The organism is Kitasatospora sp. NPDC022856 (assembly GCF_055561235.1).
Genome location: NZ_JBVHHE010000027.1, coordinates 45,631 through 61,587 on the forward strand (window position 1 = coordinate 45,631; position 15,957 = coordinate 61,587).

Here is a 15,957-nt window from a genome sequence, read left to right on the forward strand (position 1 = left end):
CCCGCGCGCAGGGAAGCCTGCCGCCGGCGGACGGTCGCCCGTGCGGGCCGCCGTCCGCCGGCTTGGCGGGCACCACCCGGGCGGGCCGGCGGGGAACCCGGACGGCCGGCGTCCCCGGCCGCTATCCGCGCAGCGGCCGGGCCGGGGAGCCGACCACCACCTCACCGGCCGGGACGTCCCTGGTCACCACGGCGCCCGCGCCGACGAAGGCGTCGGCGCCGATCCGGCGCCCCTGCAGCACCACGGCGTTGCTGCCGACGGTGGCGCCGTCGGCGAGCAGCACCGCGCCCGAGACGTTGCCGCCCGGATAGACCGTCACCCGCTCGCCGAACACGCTGTCGTGGCCGACCGTCGCGTTGTAGTGGACCTGGCTGTGTGCGCCGAGGCGCACGCTGCTCGACACGTACGCACCCCCCATCACCAGGCAGCCGGGGCCGAGTTCGGTGTCGGGCGCGATCAGGGCCCGGGGGTGGACGAGGGTGGCGGGCAGCGCGCCGCGGGCCTCCAGCAGCGCGCCGAGCCGCTGCCGGACGGCCGGGGCGGCGATCCCGACCAGGTAGCGGGCGCCGGCCGGGACGTCGTCGGGCCGGCGGACGGGCAGGCCGCGGACGGTGCCGCCGTGCCCGCGGTCGTCCAGGAAGCCGGCGACCGGGACGCCGGCCGCGAGGGCGGTGTCCAGTGCCTCGCGGCCGACGCCCCCGGCGCCGGCGATCCAGAGTGCTCGGTGGTCGGTGGCCATGGCGGCCATCCTGCCCGCTTCGGGGATCAGGACACCTCCTCGACGGTGGTCCGGACGGGCTGCGCCAGCCGGGGCGCGGTGGCCTGCCGGGGCAGGCTGATCGTGGTGAGCGGCCGGACGCCGGGGTCGGCGGGCCTGCCGGCGGAGCCGACCGGCTGGTGGGAGACGGGCTGGTGGCCGGCGCTCTCGTGGCCGGCGGCCGCCGGGCCGGCGGTCAGCGGCTCGGCGGGCGCCGGGAAGCCGGGGTTGACGCCGCCGGCGGCGGTGATCCCGCTGGGGCGCAGCAGCACGCCGACGGTGAGCGCGAGGATGCGCAGGTCCACCCGGAGGGAGCGGTGCTCGACGTACCAGAGGTCGAGTTCGATCCGCTCGGGCCAGGTGAGGGAGTTGCGGCCCCGGACCTGGGCCCAGCCGGTGAGGCCGGGCCGGACGTCGAGCCGGCCGCGCTGGCGGCGGGAGTAGTGGACGACCTGTTCGGGCAGGGTGGGCCGGGGCCCGATCACCCCCATCTCGCCGCGGGCCACGTTCCACAGCTGCGGCAGCTCGTCCAGGCTGGTCTTGCGGAGCAGGTCACCGAGCCAGGTGATCCGGGGAGCGTCCGGCTCCTCGGGAAAGCGTTTGTCCCGCATGGTGCGGAACTTGAGGATCTCGAACTCCTTCCCGTGCCATCCGGTCCTGGTCTGGCGGAAGAGCACCGGTCCGCCTGTCGTGCAGCGGATCAGCAGGGCGATCAGCAGGCCCAGCGGAATCGCGACGATCCCGGCCAGGACGGTGACCGCGAGGTCCCCCCCTCGCTTCATGACGGTCCTTCCCCCTGATGCGGTCTGGTGGGAGTGCGTGGGTTCAGTCGACCGTCCAGGGCAGTGCCTTGGCGCGGGCGACGGCCGCGTAGGTCTCCAGCGAGACCCCGGCGACGGCGCGCTGGTCGAAGTGGGCCGTGGCTCGGCGCCGTGCCGCGGCGCCGAGCCGTTCGCGCAGGCCGGGTTCGGAGAGGAGCCGGTCCAGCGCGCTGGTGAGGGCCCGGGCGTCCCCGGGCGGGGCGAGGAGCAGGTGCTCGTCGTGGGTGCCGATCTCGCGGCAGCCGCGGATGTCGCTGAGCACCATCGGCAGGCCGCCGGCGGCGGCCTCCATGGCGGAGCGGGAGAACCCCTCCCGGTAGGAGGGGAGGACGAAGACGTCGAGGGCCGCGTACACCGCGGGCATGTCGCCGCGCGGGCCGGGGAACTCGACGCCGGACTCGGCGCCGTGGGCGTCGGGCTTGTCCGGGTCGTCGGGACCGATCCAGACGAACCGGGCCTTGCCGGCCAGCGCGCGGGCCGCTTCCGCGTACTCGCGGATGCCCTTCTCGGCGACCCTGCGGCCGACGCCGCCGACCAGCAGTTCGTCCGGGCCGACGCCGAGTTCGGCGCGCAGCCCGGCCCTGGCGCGGGCCCGGTCGCCGGGGGCGGTCGCGAAACGGGTGAGGTCCACGCCGTTGCCCACGACCCGTGAGCGGCGGCCCGGGACGGCCCGGGCCAGGGTGCGGCGGTCCTCGCCGTTCTGGTACAGCTCGGCGTGCGAGAAGCGGGCGGCGAAGGCCTCCGCGCCGAGGACGAACGCCCGCTTGGCGAGCGGGTCGTGGGCCTGCGCCCAGAGACCGTGGCAGGTGTTGACGACGACCGGGACCCGGGCCAGCCGCCCGAGCACGCGGCCGAGGACGCCGGTCTTGGGGTTGTGGGTGTGCAGGACGTCGGGTCGCAGCCGGTCGAGCACGGCGAGCAGCTCGCGGGCGGCGGCGGCGTCGGCGCGCGGCCGCCAGGACCGGGTCAGGGCGTGCAGCGGCTCGTGCCGGACGCCGATCGCCTCGATCTCGGACACGTACGGGCCGGGCGCGCTGATGCCGTACGTGTCGAAGCCGGCCTCCAGGTCCACCTTGAGTTCGGTGGCGAGCAGGAGGTGCAGGCTCATGTCGACGGTGGTGAGGTGGGCGACGCGCAGCGGTCGGCCGCCGGGGCCGCGCAGCCGCGGGGCGGGTCCGGCGGCCGCGGTGGCGGGTATCGGGGTGGGGTCAGGCACGGGCGCCCACCGCCTTCGCGGTGGCGACGATCCGGGCGTAGGCGCGCTCGGGGATCAGCCGGCCGTAGAGCTTGGCGCGGAAGAAGTCGATCGGGTCGGTACGGCGGACGGGCACCCGGCGCAGCCGGACCGGGTCGACGCCGGGCGCGTTGCGGCCGACCTCGCCGGTGGCGGCGGTACGGAACCTGGCGCGCAGGGCCGGCTCCATGTGGGGCACCGGGACGCCCCAGGTGTAGGCGTAGTGCCGGGGGCGGACGCCGAGGTGCTGCTCGACGTCGTCGTTGCAGGCGTCCAGCTCGGCGGTGGTGAGCAGCTCGGGGCGGGCGTGGCTGCGGGTGTGGTTGGCGACGGTGCACAGGCCGGAGGCGGTCATCTCGCGCAGCTGCTCCCAGCTGAGCGCGGGGGCGCCCGTGGCCCTGGCGGTCGACCCCTCCCAGCGCATCTCACCGCCGACGTGGCCGCTGGCGAGGTAGACGGTGAACGGAAGGGCGCGGTCGCGCAGCAGCGGCCAGGCGTTGTCGTACACGTCGGCGAAGCCGTCGTCGAAGGTGAGTACGGTGGCGGGGGTGCGGCGGCCGGCCTCGATCCGGTCCACGGCCTCGTCGAGGGAGACCACCCGGCCCGGCGGCAGCTCGGCGAGCAGGTCGGCCTGGGCGGTGAAGTCGGCGGTGCTGACGTCGAGCTCGTCGGGGCTGTCGCCGCCGACGCGGTGGTAGATCAGGACGGTGGCGCCCTCGCCGGGCCGGGCCCCGACCCTGCGGGCCAGCTGGCGTTTGACCCTGGTGCGGATGCCTCCGGCCGGTCCGGCCGCCTCGGGTGCTCCGGGCGCGGCGGTGCCGCTCATTGCTCCCCCCTCTGCGACGCCCTCCCCGGCGCCGTCAAGTGGCCTCGCATCCGGCGCAGTTGGCTGCCGGACGGAAATCACAGTAGGGGGAACTGTGGGGCTGATGGCCCGGAATTGTGAAAGAAGCGAGAAGGCGTAGGCAGATGGGCCGAAACCGGCCGATCCGACCGGTCGGGCTCGCTCGCCCGTTCAGGTGACGGCCGGTGGCGGCCGGGGCGGCTCACGGGCCGGTCAGGACGTCACGGCCGCGCGGCGGGGCTACGGACCGGGCCACGGACCCGGGCCACGGGCCGGGCGACCCGGGAGGCGCCGCCCGCCGCCTTCCGGGGCCCGGGCCTGCGCCGAGGACGACGCGGGTCCGTGGGCCGGTGCCTCAGAGGGTGGCGCCGCGCCGGTACCGGAGCAGGGCGAACGCGATCCGGCCGAGCAGCAGCACCCCGGCCGCGAGGCAGCCGGCCACGGCCATCGCCCACGCGGGGCCGTCACTGTCCGGAACCGCCACGGCGACCACGATGCCGAGCGCCAGACAGGCCAGACCGACCACGGCCAGCGGGAGCTGGTGGGTGACCAGCGCGCCACCGCTCCACACGCGGGCCATCCTGGTCGCCCCATGAGGGTGCAAATGATCACGTTCCGCATCTGCCATGAGGCCAAGGTACCCCGGAGCGGCCCGGGAGGCAGCCCGCAGGAAGCGATACCTCGACTACTCTCCGCAACGGGGTCCCGCCCGGTCACGGGCGCTGCCGCTGCTCCGGCGTACGCCCGGAGGCGCCTGTTTTCGGCCCGCGAAAATTCCTCGGCTGTCCGGTACAACCATCCACCGGGCACATCTGTCTCCACTACATTGAGCGATCCAGGAGCCGTCCGCGGTGCGGGTTGGGAGTCCCCGCCGAGGACCGGAAAACACCAGGGGGCGGAGCCGCCGTGCCCTGGAGTCGGAGGCCGGGCTCCAACCTCCGGCGGTACCGCCACGCCGCACCGGCGACCGAGGGGGAACCGTGCCGCAGTCCAAGTCCACGACGTCGACCTCCATGGCCCGGATCGGGTCCGTCATCAGCACCCTGCCGAGCGCCCACGTGCGCTCGTTGCCGCAGGCGGCCGCCGGGCAGCCGGCCGCTCGGCGACGGGCCACCGGGCACTCGGCGGCCGCACCACCGGTGACCACGCAGTCCGTGACCGCGCCGCCCGCACCGGGCCGGCCGGCGACGGCCCCCGCGGTCGCGGCGGTCCCCCAACCGCTGCCGCGCGGACGGCAGGCCGCCCGCCGGCACGCCGCGCCGACCGCGGCCGACCGCCCCGAGGGGCGGGGCGACTGGTTGCGCTTCGCCCCCGTCCAACCGCTGTTCCGGGCCCGGGCCGCGCAGCGGCTCGCCGTGCTCGCCTACCACGGCGTGACCGATCCGCGGTCCTTCGGCGCCCAGCTCGACCGGCTCCGAAGACTCGCCACCCCCGTCTCGCTGGCGGCCGTCCAGCAGGCCGTCGCCGAGCGGCGGCCGCTGCCCGCCCGCAGTGTGCTGGTCACCTTCGACGACGCCGACCGCAGCGTGCTCACGCACGCCCTGCCGGCGCTCAACGACCGGCGCATCCCGGCCGCCGCCTTCGTCATCTCCGAGCTGATCGGCACGGAGAAACCGTTCTGGTGGCACGAGGCCGACTTCCTGGCCCGGCACGGCGGGCGCGCCCGCTCGCTGGACTGCGGGCACCCCTCCCAGGTGCTGCGCCGGCTCAAGGCCATGCCCGACCCCGACCGGCGGCGCAGCCTCCAGGAGCTGCGGGTGAGCGCGGACCGGCGACCGCCCCGGCAGGAACAGCTCACCCCCGCCGACCTGATCGCCCTGCGCGCGGGCGGCGTCGCCATCGGCAACCACACCCAGGGGCACCCCTGTCTCGGACGCTGCGACGACGTCACCGTCCGGGCCGAGATCACCGGGGCGCACGAGGCGCTCACCCGCTGGCTGGGCGAGCCGCCGATCGCCTTCGCCTATCCCGACGGAGGGCACGACCCGCGCGCCGAAACCGTCCTCCAGGAGCTGGGGTACCGGCTCGGGTTCCTCTCCGACCACCGCCTGGGCCCGCGCCTTCCCGACCACCCGCTGCAGATCAGCCGGCTCCAGGTCGACTCCACCACCAACACGCGCCGCTTCGACACCATCCTCTCCGGACTCGAACCGGCCTACCGGCGCTGGCGCGGCCAGGCCGTGGCGTAACGGCGGCGGCGGTGCGCGGTGCGTCGGCCGGTCCGACGTCCCGTGCATCGCCGGCTCCGCAGCGAGGGGGCGAGGGGGGCGAGCCGAGCGCCGACGGTGGACCGGCCGGCGGGCCTTGTCCCGCGCCGACCTTCTGTACACGCAGTACCAAGCCAAGGGTCGACGGCCGGGCCGGCGGAGCCATCACGTAGCGGCTCCCTGCGCGGTCCGCGCGTGAGGGGTCGACAGCCGGGCCGCCGCGGCGGCCGTTCGGATCAGGCGGCCGGGGCGGTGAGGTCGAGGCCCTGCGAGTAGAGGAGCACGGCGGGCGGGAGGGCGGCGCTGCGGCCCGCGTGGAGGACGGTGAGGGTGCCGGTGCCCCGGCGGGTGGGGTCGGCGACCCGGCGCAGGGCCTGGGCCACCACGGCGTCGGCGGAGCCGTGCAGGGTGAGGTGGGCGGCGGCGGTGGGCGCGACGGCCGCGCGGATGCGGTCGGCGACCAGCTCGTAGTGGGTGCAGCCGAGGACGAGGGCCGCCGTGCCGGCCGGCGTGCGGGCCGCCGCGTCGGCGACGGCCGCGTCGATCGCGGCGTCGTCACCGTGCTCGATGGCGTCCGCCAGGCCCGGACAGGCGACCTCGGTGACGGCTGCCGGTCCGGCGAAGTCCCGGATCAGAGCGCGCTGGTAGGCGCTGCCGGTGGTGGCCGGGGTGGCCCAGATCGCGACCGGTCCGCCGAGGGCCGCGGCCGGCTTGATGGCCGGCACGGTGGCGATGACCGGCAGCGCGGGCTCCAGCTCGGCGCGGAGCGCGGCGAGCGCGTGGACGGAGGCGGTGTTGCAGGCGATCACCAGCGCGTCCGGTTCGAGGGCCGCCGCCGCCCGCGCGCAGCCCAGCGCGAGGGCCGTGATCTGCTCGGGTGTCCGCGGGCCCCAGGGCATGGAGGCCGGGTCGGAGGAGAGCACCAGATCGACGTCCGGGCGCAGGTTCCGAAGCACGGCGGCGGCGGCCAGCAGGCCGATTCCCGAGTCCATCAGTGCGATCTTCACAGGGCAAGACTCTAGTCGATACCCCGTGGCGGGCCCCGGGTGCGGCAGACTGCCCGGGTGACCGTCCTGCTGTGGATCGCCGTCCTCTCCCTGCTGGTCTGGCTCTGGCTGGCCTGCTGCCACGGGCTGTTCTGGCGCACCGACGTGCGGCTGCCGCCCCGCCGGCCACCGGTCCGCTGGCCGCAGGTCGCGGTGGTGGTGCCGGCCCGGGACGAGGCGGAGGTGCTGCCGCTCAGCCTGCCGGGCCTGCTCGCGCAGAAGTACCCGGGGCGGGCCCGGGTGATCCTGGTGGACGACCACAGCTCGGACGGCACCGGAGCGCTGGCGGCCGCGCTCGCCGGGCCCGGGGGCCTGGAACTGACCGTCACCACCCCTCCCCCGCTGCCGCCCGGCTGGACCGGCAAGCTGTGGGCGCTGCGGCACGGGGTGGAGCTGGCCGGCCCGGACGTCGAGTACCTGCTGCTCACCGACGCGGACATCGCGCACGGCCCGGACTCGCTCGCCGAGTTGGTGGCCGCCGCCGAGAGCGACCGGCGGGACCTCGTCTCCCAGATGGCCCGGCTGCGGGTGGAGACCGGCTGGGAGCGCCTGATCGTGCCGGCCTTCGTCTACTTCTTCGCCCAGCTGTACCCGTTCCGCCGCAGCAACCGGCCCGGAGCCCGGACGGCCGCCGCGGCGGGCGGCTGCTCGCTGGTGCGGCGGGAGGCGCTGGAGCGCGCGGGCGGGGTGGCGGCGATCCGGGGCGCGGTGATCGACGACGTGTCGCTGGCCCGTGCGGTGAAGGCGGCCGGCGGCCGGATCTGGCTCGGACTGGCCGAGCGGGTGGACAGCGTCCGCCCCTATCCCCGGCTCGCCCAGCTGTGGCGGATGGTCTCGCGCAGCGCCTACGCCCAGCTGCGGCACTCCCCGCTCCTGCTGGCCGGGACGGTGCTGGGGCTGACGCTGGTCTACCTGGTGCCGCCGGTGGCCACCGTCGCCGGGCTGGCCGCCGGGCACGGCGCGGTGGCCGCGGCGGGCGGCGCGGCCTGGGCCCTGATGACGGGGACCTTCCTCCCGATGCTGCGCTACTACCGGCAGCCGGCGCCGGCCGCGTTGCTGCTGCCGTTCACGGCGTCGCTGTACCTGCTGATGACGGTCGACTCGGCGGTGCAGCACTGGCGCGGCCGCGGGGCGGCCTGGAAAGGCCGCACGTACTGAGCGCGACGTGGTCCACAATGATCAAATGGACCGTCAGACAATCTCCCGCCTCGCCCATGTCCACCACCCCATCGCCGCGCCGATCACCGACGAGTCGGTGGCCCGGCTGCTGGCCCGGGCCACCGAACACACCGACGCCGGCCGGGCCCTGGACCTCGGCTGCGGGGAAGGCGGCTGGCTGGTCCGGGCGTTGACCGCGCGCCCGCACTGGCAGGCGGTCGGGGTGGACCTCGACGCCGCGGCCCTCACCCGGGCCCGGCAGACCGCGGAGGCGCTCGGCGTGGAGCGCCGGCTCGGCCTGCACCACCAGAGCGCGGAGGAGTTCAGCTCGCGGGAGCCGTTCGACCTGGTGCTGAACATCGGGGCGACACACGCCTTCGGCGGGCTGCTGCCGACGCTCGCGGCGGCCCGCGAGCACCTGGCGCCGGGCGGCCTGGTCATGGTCGGCGACGGCTTCTGGGAACGCGAGCCCACCCAGGCCGCGCTGGACGGCCTGGGCGCGACCCGGGACGAGTTCGCGGACCTGGCGACCACCACGGACCGGGTGATCGCGGAGGGCTGGACCCCGGTGTACGGCTACGTCAGCAGCCTCCAGGAGTGGGACGACTACGAGTTCTCCTGGACGGGCTCGCTCGCCCAGTGGGCGCTGGACAACCCGGACCACCAGGACGCGGCGGCCGCCCGCGAAGCCGTGGACCGGCACCGCGCCGAGTGGCTGCACGGCTACCGGGGGACGCTGGGCTTCGTCACCCTGCTGCTGCGTCGCTAGCCGTCCGGCCGGCGGTCCGCCCGGCACCGGACAGACCGGCGGGCGGGTCTGCCGGTATCACCGCCCGGCAACCGCAGGGCGGCGGGCGGGCCCGAGCCGGACCACGCGGCGCCGGACAGACCGGCGGGCGGGCGGGCCCGCCTGGGTCACCGCCCCAGCAACCGCAGGGCGGCCGGCTTGGTGAACTCGTACCTGGTCATCTGCTCCAGGTCCTTCAGCCAGCCGGTCACCCGCGCCGGGCGGGCCAGCACCCGGGCGTACAGGTCCTCGAAGGCGGTGGTGACGCCGTCCAGCGAGAACCGCCCGTCCACCCACTCCCGGCCCCAGGCGCCCAGCCGCGCCCGGCGGTCCGGGTCGTCGAGCAGCCCGCGGAGCTGGTCCACCAGCGGATCGGGCCCGCGCGAGCCGTCGCCGAAGCCGTACATGCAGCGCGAGGCGTGCGGTTCGACCAGCGGGCCCGGCTCGTGGACGGCGGTGTAGCCTGCCGCGCCGTGGACGACGACCGGTTTGGCGAAGGCCAGGCCGCGCAGCGCCGAACCGCCCATGCCGAGCACGATGTCGGCGGCGTCGTAGGCCGGCCGCGGGTCGGCCAACTGCCCCGGCACCAGGACGGCTTGGCGGCCGAGCGCGGCATTGGCCGAGGCGGCGCGGGTGCGCAGCCGCTCCAGGCTGGGGCCGGCGCCGACGACGACCAGCCGCACCCGCGGGTCGTCGAGCTGCCGGACGGCTTCGACGGTGAGCTCGGCGCCGGCGTCCTTCTCCAGCGCGGGGACCAGCCGGGTGACGATCGCGAGCAGCAACTCGTCGTCCCGGATGCCGTGTTCACGACGGAACGCGGCGCCGTCCCCCCGGCCCGGCGCGTCGGTGGCGGTGTTGACCGGCGGCTCGATCAGGCTGACGTCCTGGTGCCCGAAGGCCCGGCCGTCCCCCAGCAGGGCGCCGAGGCCGAGCACCAGCGGCTGGTGCCGGGGCAGGCCGCGCAGCATCCGGATCCCGTAGAACGTGGTGACCAGCGGCAGACGGCCGTAACGCCCGGGCCCGAAGTAGGAGTTGCGCGCCGCCCGGACCTCCCAGGCGTGCAGCAGCTGGCTGCCGTGCTCGGCGGCCAGCCGCCCGAGCCGGCGGCGGACGTCCGCGCGCGGGGTGTCGGGCCCGCCCGCGACCACCACGTCCAGGCCGTGGCCGGCCGCGACGTCGAGCAGCGGGGCCGGGCCCGCGACCCCCTGGGCGAACAGCACCGGATCGTGGCCGCGGTCGCGCAGGGTGCGGGCGATGTCGACCGCGTTGAGCTGGGCGCCGCCCAGGGCGAGGTTGTTGAGGTGGACCAGCACCCGGACCGGGCTCACGGGTCACTCCTCCCAGTGGTGCGGGACGAACACCGGCGCGGCCAGCACCACCGCGCGCGGCGGCGAGTCCAGCATCGGTCCGAACACGTCGAACTGGCCGACCGAGTGCCAGCTCATCAGGGTACCGCCGTCGGTCCGGCCGATGCTGTAGACGCCGGCCCAGAGCGTGTAGCGGCCGCGCGGCAGCGGCAGCCGGGGGATCACGCAGGCGACCTGGTGGTCCTCCCCGGTGAGCCGGACTTCGTGGCCGATCTGGAAGATCGGACTGGAGGTGCCCTCGCTGACGCCCAGGTGCAGGGTGGCGTCCCCCCGGTAGTCGCCGCCGAGGGTCAGTTCGACCGTCATCGGCTCGTCGGTGGTCAGGCTGTCGCGGTCCTCGCCCCGGACGGCGTGCTTGAGCAGTCGCAGCGGTTCGCCGGTGCGACCGCCGGACTCCGACTGCGCCTCGATGGAGTCCCGGTAGCCCGCCATGGCCTCCTTGATGCCCGCGTCCACCCGCACCGAACCCTGCTCCAGCCAGATCCCGCGCCGGCAGATGGACTCGACGGCGGGCAGGTCGTGGGAGACGAAGACGATGGTGGTGCCCTGCTCGGCCACCTCGCGCATCCGGTCCAGGCAGCGCTGCTGGAACACGGCGTCGCCGACCGCCAACACCTCGTCCACCAGCAGCACATGGGGCTCCAGGTAGGCGGCGACGGCGAAACCGAGGCGCATCTGCATGCCGGAGGAGTAGAACTTCACCTGCCGGTCGATCGCACCGCCGAGCCGGGCGAACTCCACGATGTCGTCGAAGCGGCCGGCCACCTCGCGGCGGCGCAGGCCGAGCAACGCTCCGAACAGGTAGATGTTCTCCCGGCCCGTCAGGTCGGGGTGGATGCCGGCCCTGATCTCGATGAGGGCGCCGATCCGGCCGCGCACGTCGATCACGCCGCCGTACGGGTACATCACCCGGGTCAGCATCTTCAGCAGCGTGGACTTGCCGGAGCCGTTGGAGCCGATCAGACCGACCGACTCGCCCGGCTCGATGTGCAGGCTGATGTCGCGCAGCGCCCAGCGCCACTCCTCGCCCTTCTCACCGCGGAGCCGACGGGCCATCGAGTCGACCTTGTCGCGCAGCAGCATCCGCTGCTGGTCGGCCTTGAAGCGCTTCCACACCCGGTCGGTGCGGATGGTCCCCAGGGGGTGCGTCGGGCTAGGCGACATCGGCGATCCCCGTCTCCAGCTTCTTGAACAGCAGGTAGCCGCCGACCAGGAACACCAGCGAGGAGGCCGCGGCGATCGAGGTGAGCGTGACGTCCGGCGCGTCGCCGTACAGCAGGGCGCCGCGGTAGCCCTCGATGACGGCGCCCAGCGGGTTGAAGCCGACGTAGATCTCCTGGAGGCGCTGCGGGATCTGCGCCAGCGGGTACGCGACGGGGGTGGCGAAGACGCCCATCTGCGTGATGATCGGCAGCAGGTGGCGGACGTCGCGCAGGTAGACCACGGCGACCGAGAGGATCAGCGCGACGCCGTAGGTGAAGGCGAACTGGATGAGCAGCAGCGGCAGCACCCAGAGGAAGGTGACGGTCGGGGCGGTCCAGAAGATCAGGAAGAGCAGGCCGAGCACACCGACGCCGATCACCATGTCCACGCTGGCGACCAGCATGGTGGCCAGCGGGAAGACCTCGCGCGGGCAGTAGACCTTGTTCAGCAGGCTGAGGTTGTTGGCCAGGCTCAGCGCACCCTGGTTCATCGTGTTGCTGAAGAACTGCCAGACGATCAGGCCGACGTAGGCGAAGAGCGGGTAGGACACCGCGCCGGTGTCGATCTTCACGGCGCGGTGGAACACCAGGGTGAAGATGGCGCAGAGCGCCAGCGGGGTCAGCACCGCCCAGGCGAAGCCGAGCACCGCCTGCTTGTAGCGGGCGCGCAGGTCGCGCTCGGCCAGGGCCCGCACCAGCTCCCGCGCGCCCCACAGCTCCCGGGCCACCTGCGCGGGGCGCAGCCGTCGTTTGAAGACCAGGTCGGGTGGCGGTCCGTCGGCGACCGCGGGCCGCCACGACGCGGCCGATGTCTGGCTGTCGCGCTCGTCGACGAGCTGCGCGCGTTGTCCCCCCACGGACCCCTGCCCTCTCCGGTACCGCCGGTATCGAGAAGTGGGCCCGCCACCACGGCAGTTCTCGATCCCGGCGGCGCGGCCCGGCGTCCACTCTGGCACAGAGTGTGGTCGCCGGGGGTCGGTTCGGTGAAGGGGATCGGTCGGTCGGGAGAGGGGTCAGCCGCGGGGGTGGCGCTGCTGGTCCTGCTCGACCAGCCGGTCGAGGGCGTCGGGCATCGCCGAGACACCGCCGGCCCGGGTCGGCGTGGTGCGCTCCTCGCCCTGGACGATCACCGTGGGCAGCTCGTTGATCTTGTTCTGGACGAACATCGCGGCGGCGTCGTCGACGGCCCGCCGCACGTCGGCGGAGCGGTAGGCGTCCCGGAAGGTCCGCTCGTCGACGCCCTGGCGCACCGCCCAGTCGGTGGTGGCGTCCTCGGTGGTGAGGTCCTTGTCGTCGGTGTGGACGGCGCGGAAGGCACTGGTCTGGAGGCGCTCGACCAGGCCGAGGCGCTCCAGGGTGTAGTAGAGCCGCGCGTGGCCGCGCTGCGTGCGCTCCTCGGGGCTGCCCGGCCAGATCGCGGGCACCCGGCGCAGGTTGACGTCGGAGCGGTGCTTCTCGGCCCAGGCCTGGAGCGGCTGCTCCAGCTGCTGGGAGTGGCCGCAGTCGTACCAGAAGAACTCGACGGCCTCGGTGCGGGCGCTCTCGCGCACCGGCTTCAGCTGGTCGACGCGGACGGACTGGGAGCCCTCGCGGGACGGTTGGTGGGTGGTGGCCGCGCCGGCCTGGACGGGGGACGCGGCGATCCCGGTCGCGACGGCGAGCAGGACGGTGGACCTCAGCAGCGATTTCACACCGGGCAGTGTGGCGGTGACGGATCGTCGACGGCCACTCGCCCCGAGGGGGCCGGGCCGCGATTCGCCCGATCGGCGCAGCCCGGCCCGGGGGCCGGTGCGGACGGCGGTGCGGACGGCGTCCGCACCGGCGGACCGGCCCGGGGCCGGCGCCTGCCGTCCGCGCGGGTCAGCGGCCGCAGAGGTCGGTGAAGAGCCGCTGCCAGGCGTCGGCCACCACGCCGAGTTCGCAGTGCGCCAGCACGTGCTCCCGGGCGGCCGCGCCGAGCGCCGTCCGGTCGCCGGCCAGCACCTTGGCCAGCGCCTCGGCGAGCGCGACCGGGTCCCCGGGGGCGACCAGCGCGCCGGTGGCGCCGTCGCGGACCACCGAGCGGACCCAGCCGACGTCGGTGGCGACGGCGGGCAGCCCGGCCAGCGCCGACTCGATCAGGACGCCGGGGACGCCCTCGCTGTCGCTGGTGAGCAGCAGGGCGTCGGCGGCCCGGTAGAGCGGGGCCGGGTCGGCGAGGGTCCCGAGGAACTGGGCCCGGGCGGCGGCCGGGTGCCGTTCCAGGGCGGCGCGCTGCGGGCCGTCGCCGGCCACCGCGAGGCGGACGTCGGGGAGCCGGTCGAGCGCGTCGAGGGCGAGGTCGAGCCGCTTCTCCGGGGCGATCGCGCCGATCCAGGCGACCAGCAGCCCCTCGGCGGGCAGGCCGAGCGCCTGCCGGGCCGCGCGCCGCTCGCGCTCGCTCCCGGCGGGCGGGTAGCCGTCGGCGGCGCGGGCGTTGGGGATGGTGCGGACCTTGCCGGCGGGCAGCCTGAAGCGCTCCTGCAGCAGGGTGCGGGCCTCGTCGGCGAGCGCGGTGACGGCGGCCGCGCGGTGCAGCAGGGCGCCGGTGCGCAGCCGGCGCAGCGGGCTCGCCGTCCAGTGCCGGGGGTCGCCGATGGAGACGTAGACGAACGGCGTGCGGGTGCCGGCCAGGGCGAGGGCGCAGGCGGGGAGGGTGGCGGAGCCGTGCGCGACGACCACGTCGGCGGTGCGCGCGGCGGCGCGGAGCGCGAGCAGGGTGGCGGGGTGCAGCCGGGCGCGGCCGAGCACGGTGGTGGCGAGGGTGTCGGGTGCGTCGGGGGCCGCGTCGGGGTGCGGGGCGAGGGCCCGCAGGGCGGAGGCCTGGCCGCGGCGGCGCAGTTCCCGGTGCAGGTCCCGGGCGAGGTTCTGGGCGCCGCGGCGGCGCGGGTCGGTGATCACGTGCAGGATGCGGGGGCGGGTTCCGGCCGTCTTCGCCGGTGTCGCGTCGGGCATGGGAACGACCTTGGCACAGGGGGACGTCCGGGGCAGCCCCTTCGCACAACCCGGCGGTGGCCCGCGCGCCAGCGCGGTTACCCCTGTCGGGCGCCGGTCGGGTGCCGTCGTACGCCGCCGGCGTCGGGCGCGCGCCCCGGTGCGCGCCCCCGACCGCCCGGGGCGGCGGGAGGCTCCTGGCCGAATACCTGGCGGGCGGGCGGCGCCACCTGCGATGCTGATCGGCAGTCAGGGTGCCGACCGGCACGGGAGACCGGCCGCGCCCCGGAGGGCGGGGGTTGGCCTGTGCATGTGCTCTATGTGATCGACAGCGTGAGCCGGGTCGGCGGGGCCGAGCAGGGCCTGGTGGCGATGGCCCCCCAACTGGTGCGGTCCGGGGTGAAGCTGGACGTCGCGTACCTCAAGGACTCGCCCGGGGGCTTCCAGCCGGAGCTGACCGGAGCGGGGGCCGATGTCTTCGGCGTCGGCCGGACCACCCGGGGGCGGACGCTCGCCGCGCTGCGCGGGCTGGTCCGCGAACGCCGCCCGGACCTCGTCCACACCACGCTGTACGAGTCGGACGTCCTCGGCCGCGCCGCCGCGCTGTCGGCGCGTACGCCGGTGGTCTCCAGCCTGGTGAACTCGGCGTACGGGCCGGAGCACCTCAACGCGCGCGGCCTCAGCCCCTGGAAGGTGCGGGCCGCCCAGACGGTGGACGCCGTGACCGCCCAGGGCACCCGCCGGTTCCACGCCCTCACCAGGCACGTCGCGGGCGCGATGGCGCAGCGGCTGCGGGTGCCGCGGGAGCGGATCGACGTGGTGCCGCGCGGGCGGGACCCGGAGCTGCTGGGCACCGTCACCCCGGAGCGGCGAGCCGCCGTCCGGGCCGCGCTGGGCCTGCCGCAGGACGCGCCGGTGGTGCTCGCGGCAGCCCGCCAGCAGTACCAGAAGGGCCTGGACGTGCTGTTGGAGGCCTGGCCGGCGGTCCTGCGGGCGGAGCCGGACGCGGTGCTGCTGCTGGCCGGCAGCGCGGGCACCGAGACGGCCCGGCTCACGGCCCTCGCCGAGGCGGCGGGCGGTGTGCGCTTCCTCGGGCCGCGCGGCGACGTCTTCGACCTGATGGCCGCGTCCGACGCGTTCGCCGTGCCGTCCCGCTGGGAGGGGCTGGGCAGCGCGGCGATGGAGGCGATGGGCGTCGGCGTGCCGCTGGTCTGCGCGGACGTGCCGGCGCTGCGCGAGACGGTGGGCTCGGAGGACTACGCCCGGCTGGTGCCGGCGGAGCAGCCGGCCGCGCTGGCGGCCGCGCTGGTCGACACGGTGCAGGACCGGGCCTCGGCCCGGGTGCGGGCGAAGTCGGCGCGGGCGCGGTTCCTCACCTCGTTCACCCTGCACCAGGTGTCGGCGCAGATGGTCGGGTTCTACGAGCGCTCCCTGCGCCTGCGCACGATCTGACGGGATCCCGTCGGTCCCGGGCGCCGTCCCGGTCATCGGGCGGTCCCAGTATCGCCAAAGCGGTTGCGCCGCACGTCGGGGCTCGGCAAGCATCGCAGGATGACCGGCGGCCGGTGCGCGGCGTGCGTGG

General features: G+C 75.7%; 15 protein-coding genes. 4 read left to right on the forward strand and 11 right to left on the reverse strand.

Going from position 1 to position 15,957, the window contains the following annotated elements; genetic code table 11:
• Positions 1 to 121 precede the first annotated feature (121 nt).
• The 5 genes from ACZ34W_RS28485 to ACZ34W_RS28505 all read right to left on the reverse strand — a co-directional run bounded on the left by ACZ34W_RS28485 (position 122) and on the right by ACZ34W_RS28505 (position 4,236).
• The gene (locus tag ACZ34W_RS28485) at positions 122 to 739 is read right to left on the reverse strand and encodes an acetyltransferase (RefSeq protein WP_329490829.1); all 618 of its coding nucleotides are present in this window, start codon (positions 737 to 739) and stop codon (positions 122 to 124) included.
• A 26-nt stretch (positions 740 to 765) separates the two neighbouring features.
• Positions 766 to 1,539 carry a sugar transferase gene (locus ACZ34W_RS28490; RefSeq protein WP_465608130.1) on the reverse strand — a complete coding sequence of 258 codons (774 nt, stop codon included), beginning with the start codon at positions 1,537 to 1,539 and terminating at the stop codon, positions 766 to 768.
• A 43-nt stretch (positions 1,540 to 1,582) separates the two neighbouring features.
• Positions 1,583 to 2,794 (reverse strand): glycosyltransferase, encoded by a 1,212-nt coding sequence (locus ACZ34W_RS28495; protein WP_465608132.1) that lies wholly within the window; start codon positions 2,792 to 2,794, stop codon positions 1,583 to 1,585.
• Positions 2,787 to 3,638, reverse strand: a complete 852-nt coding sequence (locus ACZ34W_RS28500; RefSeq protein WP_465608134.1) for a polysaccharide deacetylase family protein — start codon at positions 3,636 to 3,638, stop codon at positions 2,787 to 2,789. The genes ACZ34W_RS28495 and ACZ34W_RS28500 overlap by 8 nt, the downstream gene beginning before the upstream one ends.
• 373 nt (positions 3,639 to 4,011) lie before the next feature.
• Positions 4,012 to 4,236, reverse strand: coding sequence for a hypothetical protein (locus tag ACZ34W_RS28505; RefSeq protein ID WP_329490825.1), 225 nt, complete (start codon positions 4,234 to 4,236; stop codon positions 4,012 to 4,014).
• A gap of 400 nt (positions 4,237 to 4,636) precedes the next feature.
• On the opposite strand from ACZ34W_RS28505, the gene ACZ34W_RS28510 reads away from it, so the two are divergent.
• Entirely contained in the window at positions 4,637 to 5,845 is a 1,209-nt protein-coding gene (locus ACZ34W_RS28510; RefSeq protein WP_465608136.1) for a polysaccharide deacetylase family protein, read from the forward strand.
• 254 nt (positions 5,846 to 6,099) lie between these two features.
• On the opposite strand, the gene ACZ34W_RS28515 is transcribed toward ACZ34W_RS28510, so the two are convergent.
• Complete coding sequence (locus ACZ34W_RS28515) at positions 6,100 to 6,870, reverse strand: glutamate racemase (protein ID WP_465608138.1); 771 nt, start codon at positions 6,868 to 6,870, stop codon at positions 6,100 to 6,102.
• Positions 6,871 to 6,927: 57 nt separating this feature from the next.
• Here ACZ34W_RS28515 and ACZ34W_RS28520 point away from each other — a divergent pair, with 57 nt between their 5' ends.
• Together ACZ34W_RS28520 and ACZ34W_RS28525 are read left to right on the forward strand one after the other, a co-directional pair.
• Complete coding sequence (locus ACZ34W_RS28520) at positions 6,928 to 8,067, forward strand: glycosyltransferase (protein ID WP_359808398.1); 1,140 nt, start codon at positions 6,928 to 6,930, stop codon at positions 8,065 to 8,067.
• A 25-nt stretch (positions 8,068 to 8,092) separates the two neighbouring features.
• Positions 8,093 to 8,836 carry an SAM-dependent methyltransferase gene (locus ACZ34W_RS28525; RefSeq protein WP_329490821.1) on the forward strand — a complete coding sequence of 248 codons (744 nt, stop codon included), beginning with the start codon at positions 8,093 to 8,095 and terminating at the stop codon, positions 8,834 to 8,836.
• A 146-nt stretch (positions 8,837 to 8,982) separates the two neighbouring features.
• On the opposite strand, the gene ACZ34W_RS28530 is transcribed toward ACZ34W_RS28525, so the two are convergent.
• The 5 genes from ACZ34W_RS28530 to ACZ34W_RS28550 form a co-directional block, all read right to left on the reverse strand.
• Entirely contained in the window at positions 8,983 to 10,182 is a 1,200-nt protein-coding gene (locus ACZ34W_RS28530) for a glycosyltransferase family 4 protein (RefSeq protein WP_465608141.1), read from the reverse strand.
• A 3-nt stretch (positions 10,183 to 10,185) separates the two neighbouring features.
• The gene (locus tag ACZ34W_RS28535; RefSeq protein ID WP_465608143.1) at positions 10,186 to 11,385 is read right to left on the reverse strand and encodes an ABC transporter ATP-binding protein; all 1,200 of its coding nucleotides are present in this window, start codon (positions 11,383 to 11,385) and stop codon (positions 10,186 to 10,188) included.
• Positions 11,375 to 12,280: an ABC transporter permease gene (locus tag ACZ34W_RS28540; RefSeq protein ID WP_465608145.1), complete on the reverse strand. Its 906-nt coding sequence runs from the start codon at positions 12,278 to 12,280 to the stop codon at positions 11,375 to 11,377. Before ACZ34W_RS28540 ends, ACZ34W_RS28535 begins: the two co-directional genes overlap by 11 nt.
• 156 nt (positions 12,281 to 12,436) lie before the next feature.
• Entirely contained in the window at positions 12,437 to 13,114 is a 678-nt protein-coding gene (locus ACZ34W_RS28545; protein WP_465608147.1) for a thiol:disulfide interchange protein DsbA/DsbL, read from the reverse strand.
• 169 nt (positions 13,115 to 13,283) lie between these two features.
• On the reverse strand, positions 13,284 to 14,396 hold the full coding sequence (locus ACZ34W_RS28550; RefSeq protein ID WP_359808406.1) for a glycosyltransferase family 4 protein: 1,113 nt from the start codon (positions 14,394 to 14,396) through the stop codon (positions 13,284 to 13,286).
• Between the two features lie 300 nt (positions 14,397 to 14,696).
• Between ACZ34W_RS28550 and ACZ34W_RS28555 the strand changes: the two genes are divergently transcribed.
• A complete protein-coding gene (locus ACZ34W_RS28555; protein ID WP_465608150.1) occupies positions 14,697 to 15,827 on the forward strand; it encodes a glycosyltransferase family 4 protein in 1,131 nt (376 codons plus the stop codon).
• Positions 15,828 to 15,957: the final 130 nt, after the last annotated feature.

Bases quoted from the DNA above. Each gene is read 5' to 3' on its own strand.
- ACZ34W_RS28485 (WP_329490829.1), bottom strand. From the start codon at position 739: ATGGCCACCGACCACCGAGCACTCTGGATCGCCGGCGCCGGGGGCGTC.
- ACZ34W_RS28490 (WP_465608130.1), bottom strand. From the start codon at position 1,539: ATGAAGCGAGGGGGGGACCTCGCGGTCACCGTCCTGGCCGGGATCGTC.
- ACZ34W_RS28500 (WP_465608134.1), bottom strand. From the start codon at position 3,638: ATGAGCGGCACCGCCGCGCCCGGAGCACCCGAGGCGGCCGGACCGGCC.
- ACZ34W_RS28505 (WP_329490825.1), bottom strand. From the start codon at position 4,236: ATGGCCCGCGTGTGGAGCGGTGGCGCGCTGGTCACCCACCAGCTCCCG.
- ACZ34W_RS28525 (WP_329490821.1), top strand. From the start codon at position 8,093: ATGGACCGTCAGACAATCTCCCGCCTCGCCCATGTCCACCACCCCATC.
- ACZ34W_RS28535 (WP_465608143.1), bottom strand. From the start codon at position 11,385: ATGTCGCCTAGCCCGACGCACCCCCTGGGGACCATCCGCACCGACCGG.
- ACZ34W_RS28550 (WP_359808406.1), bottom strand. From the start codon at position 14,396: ATGCCCGACGCGACACCGGCGAAGACGGCCGGAACCCGCCCCCGCATC.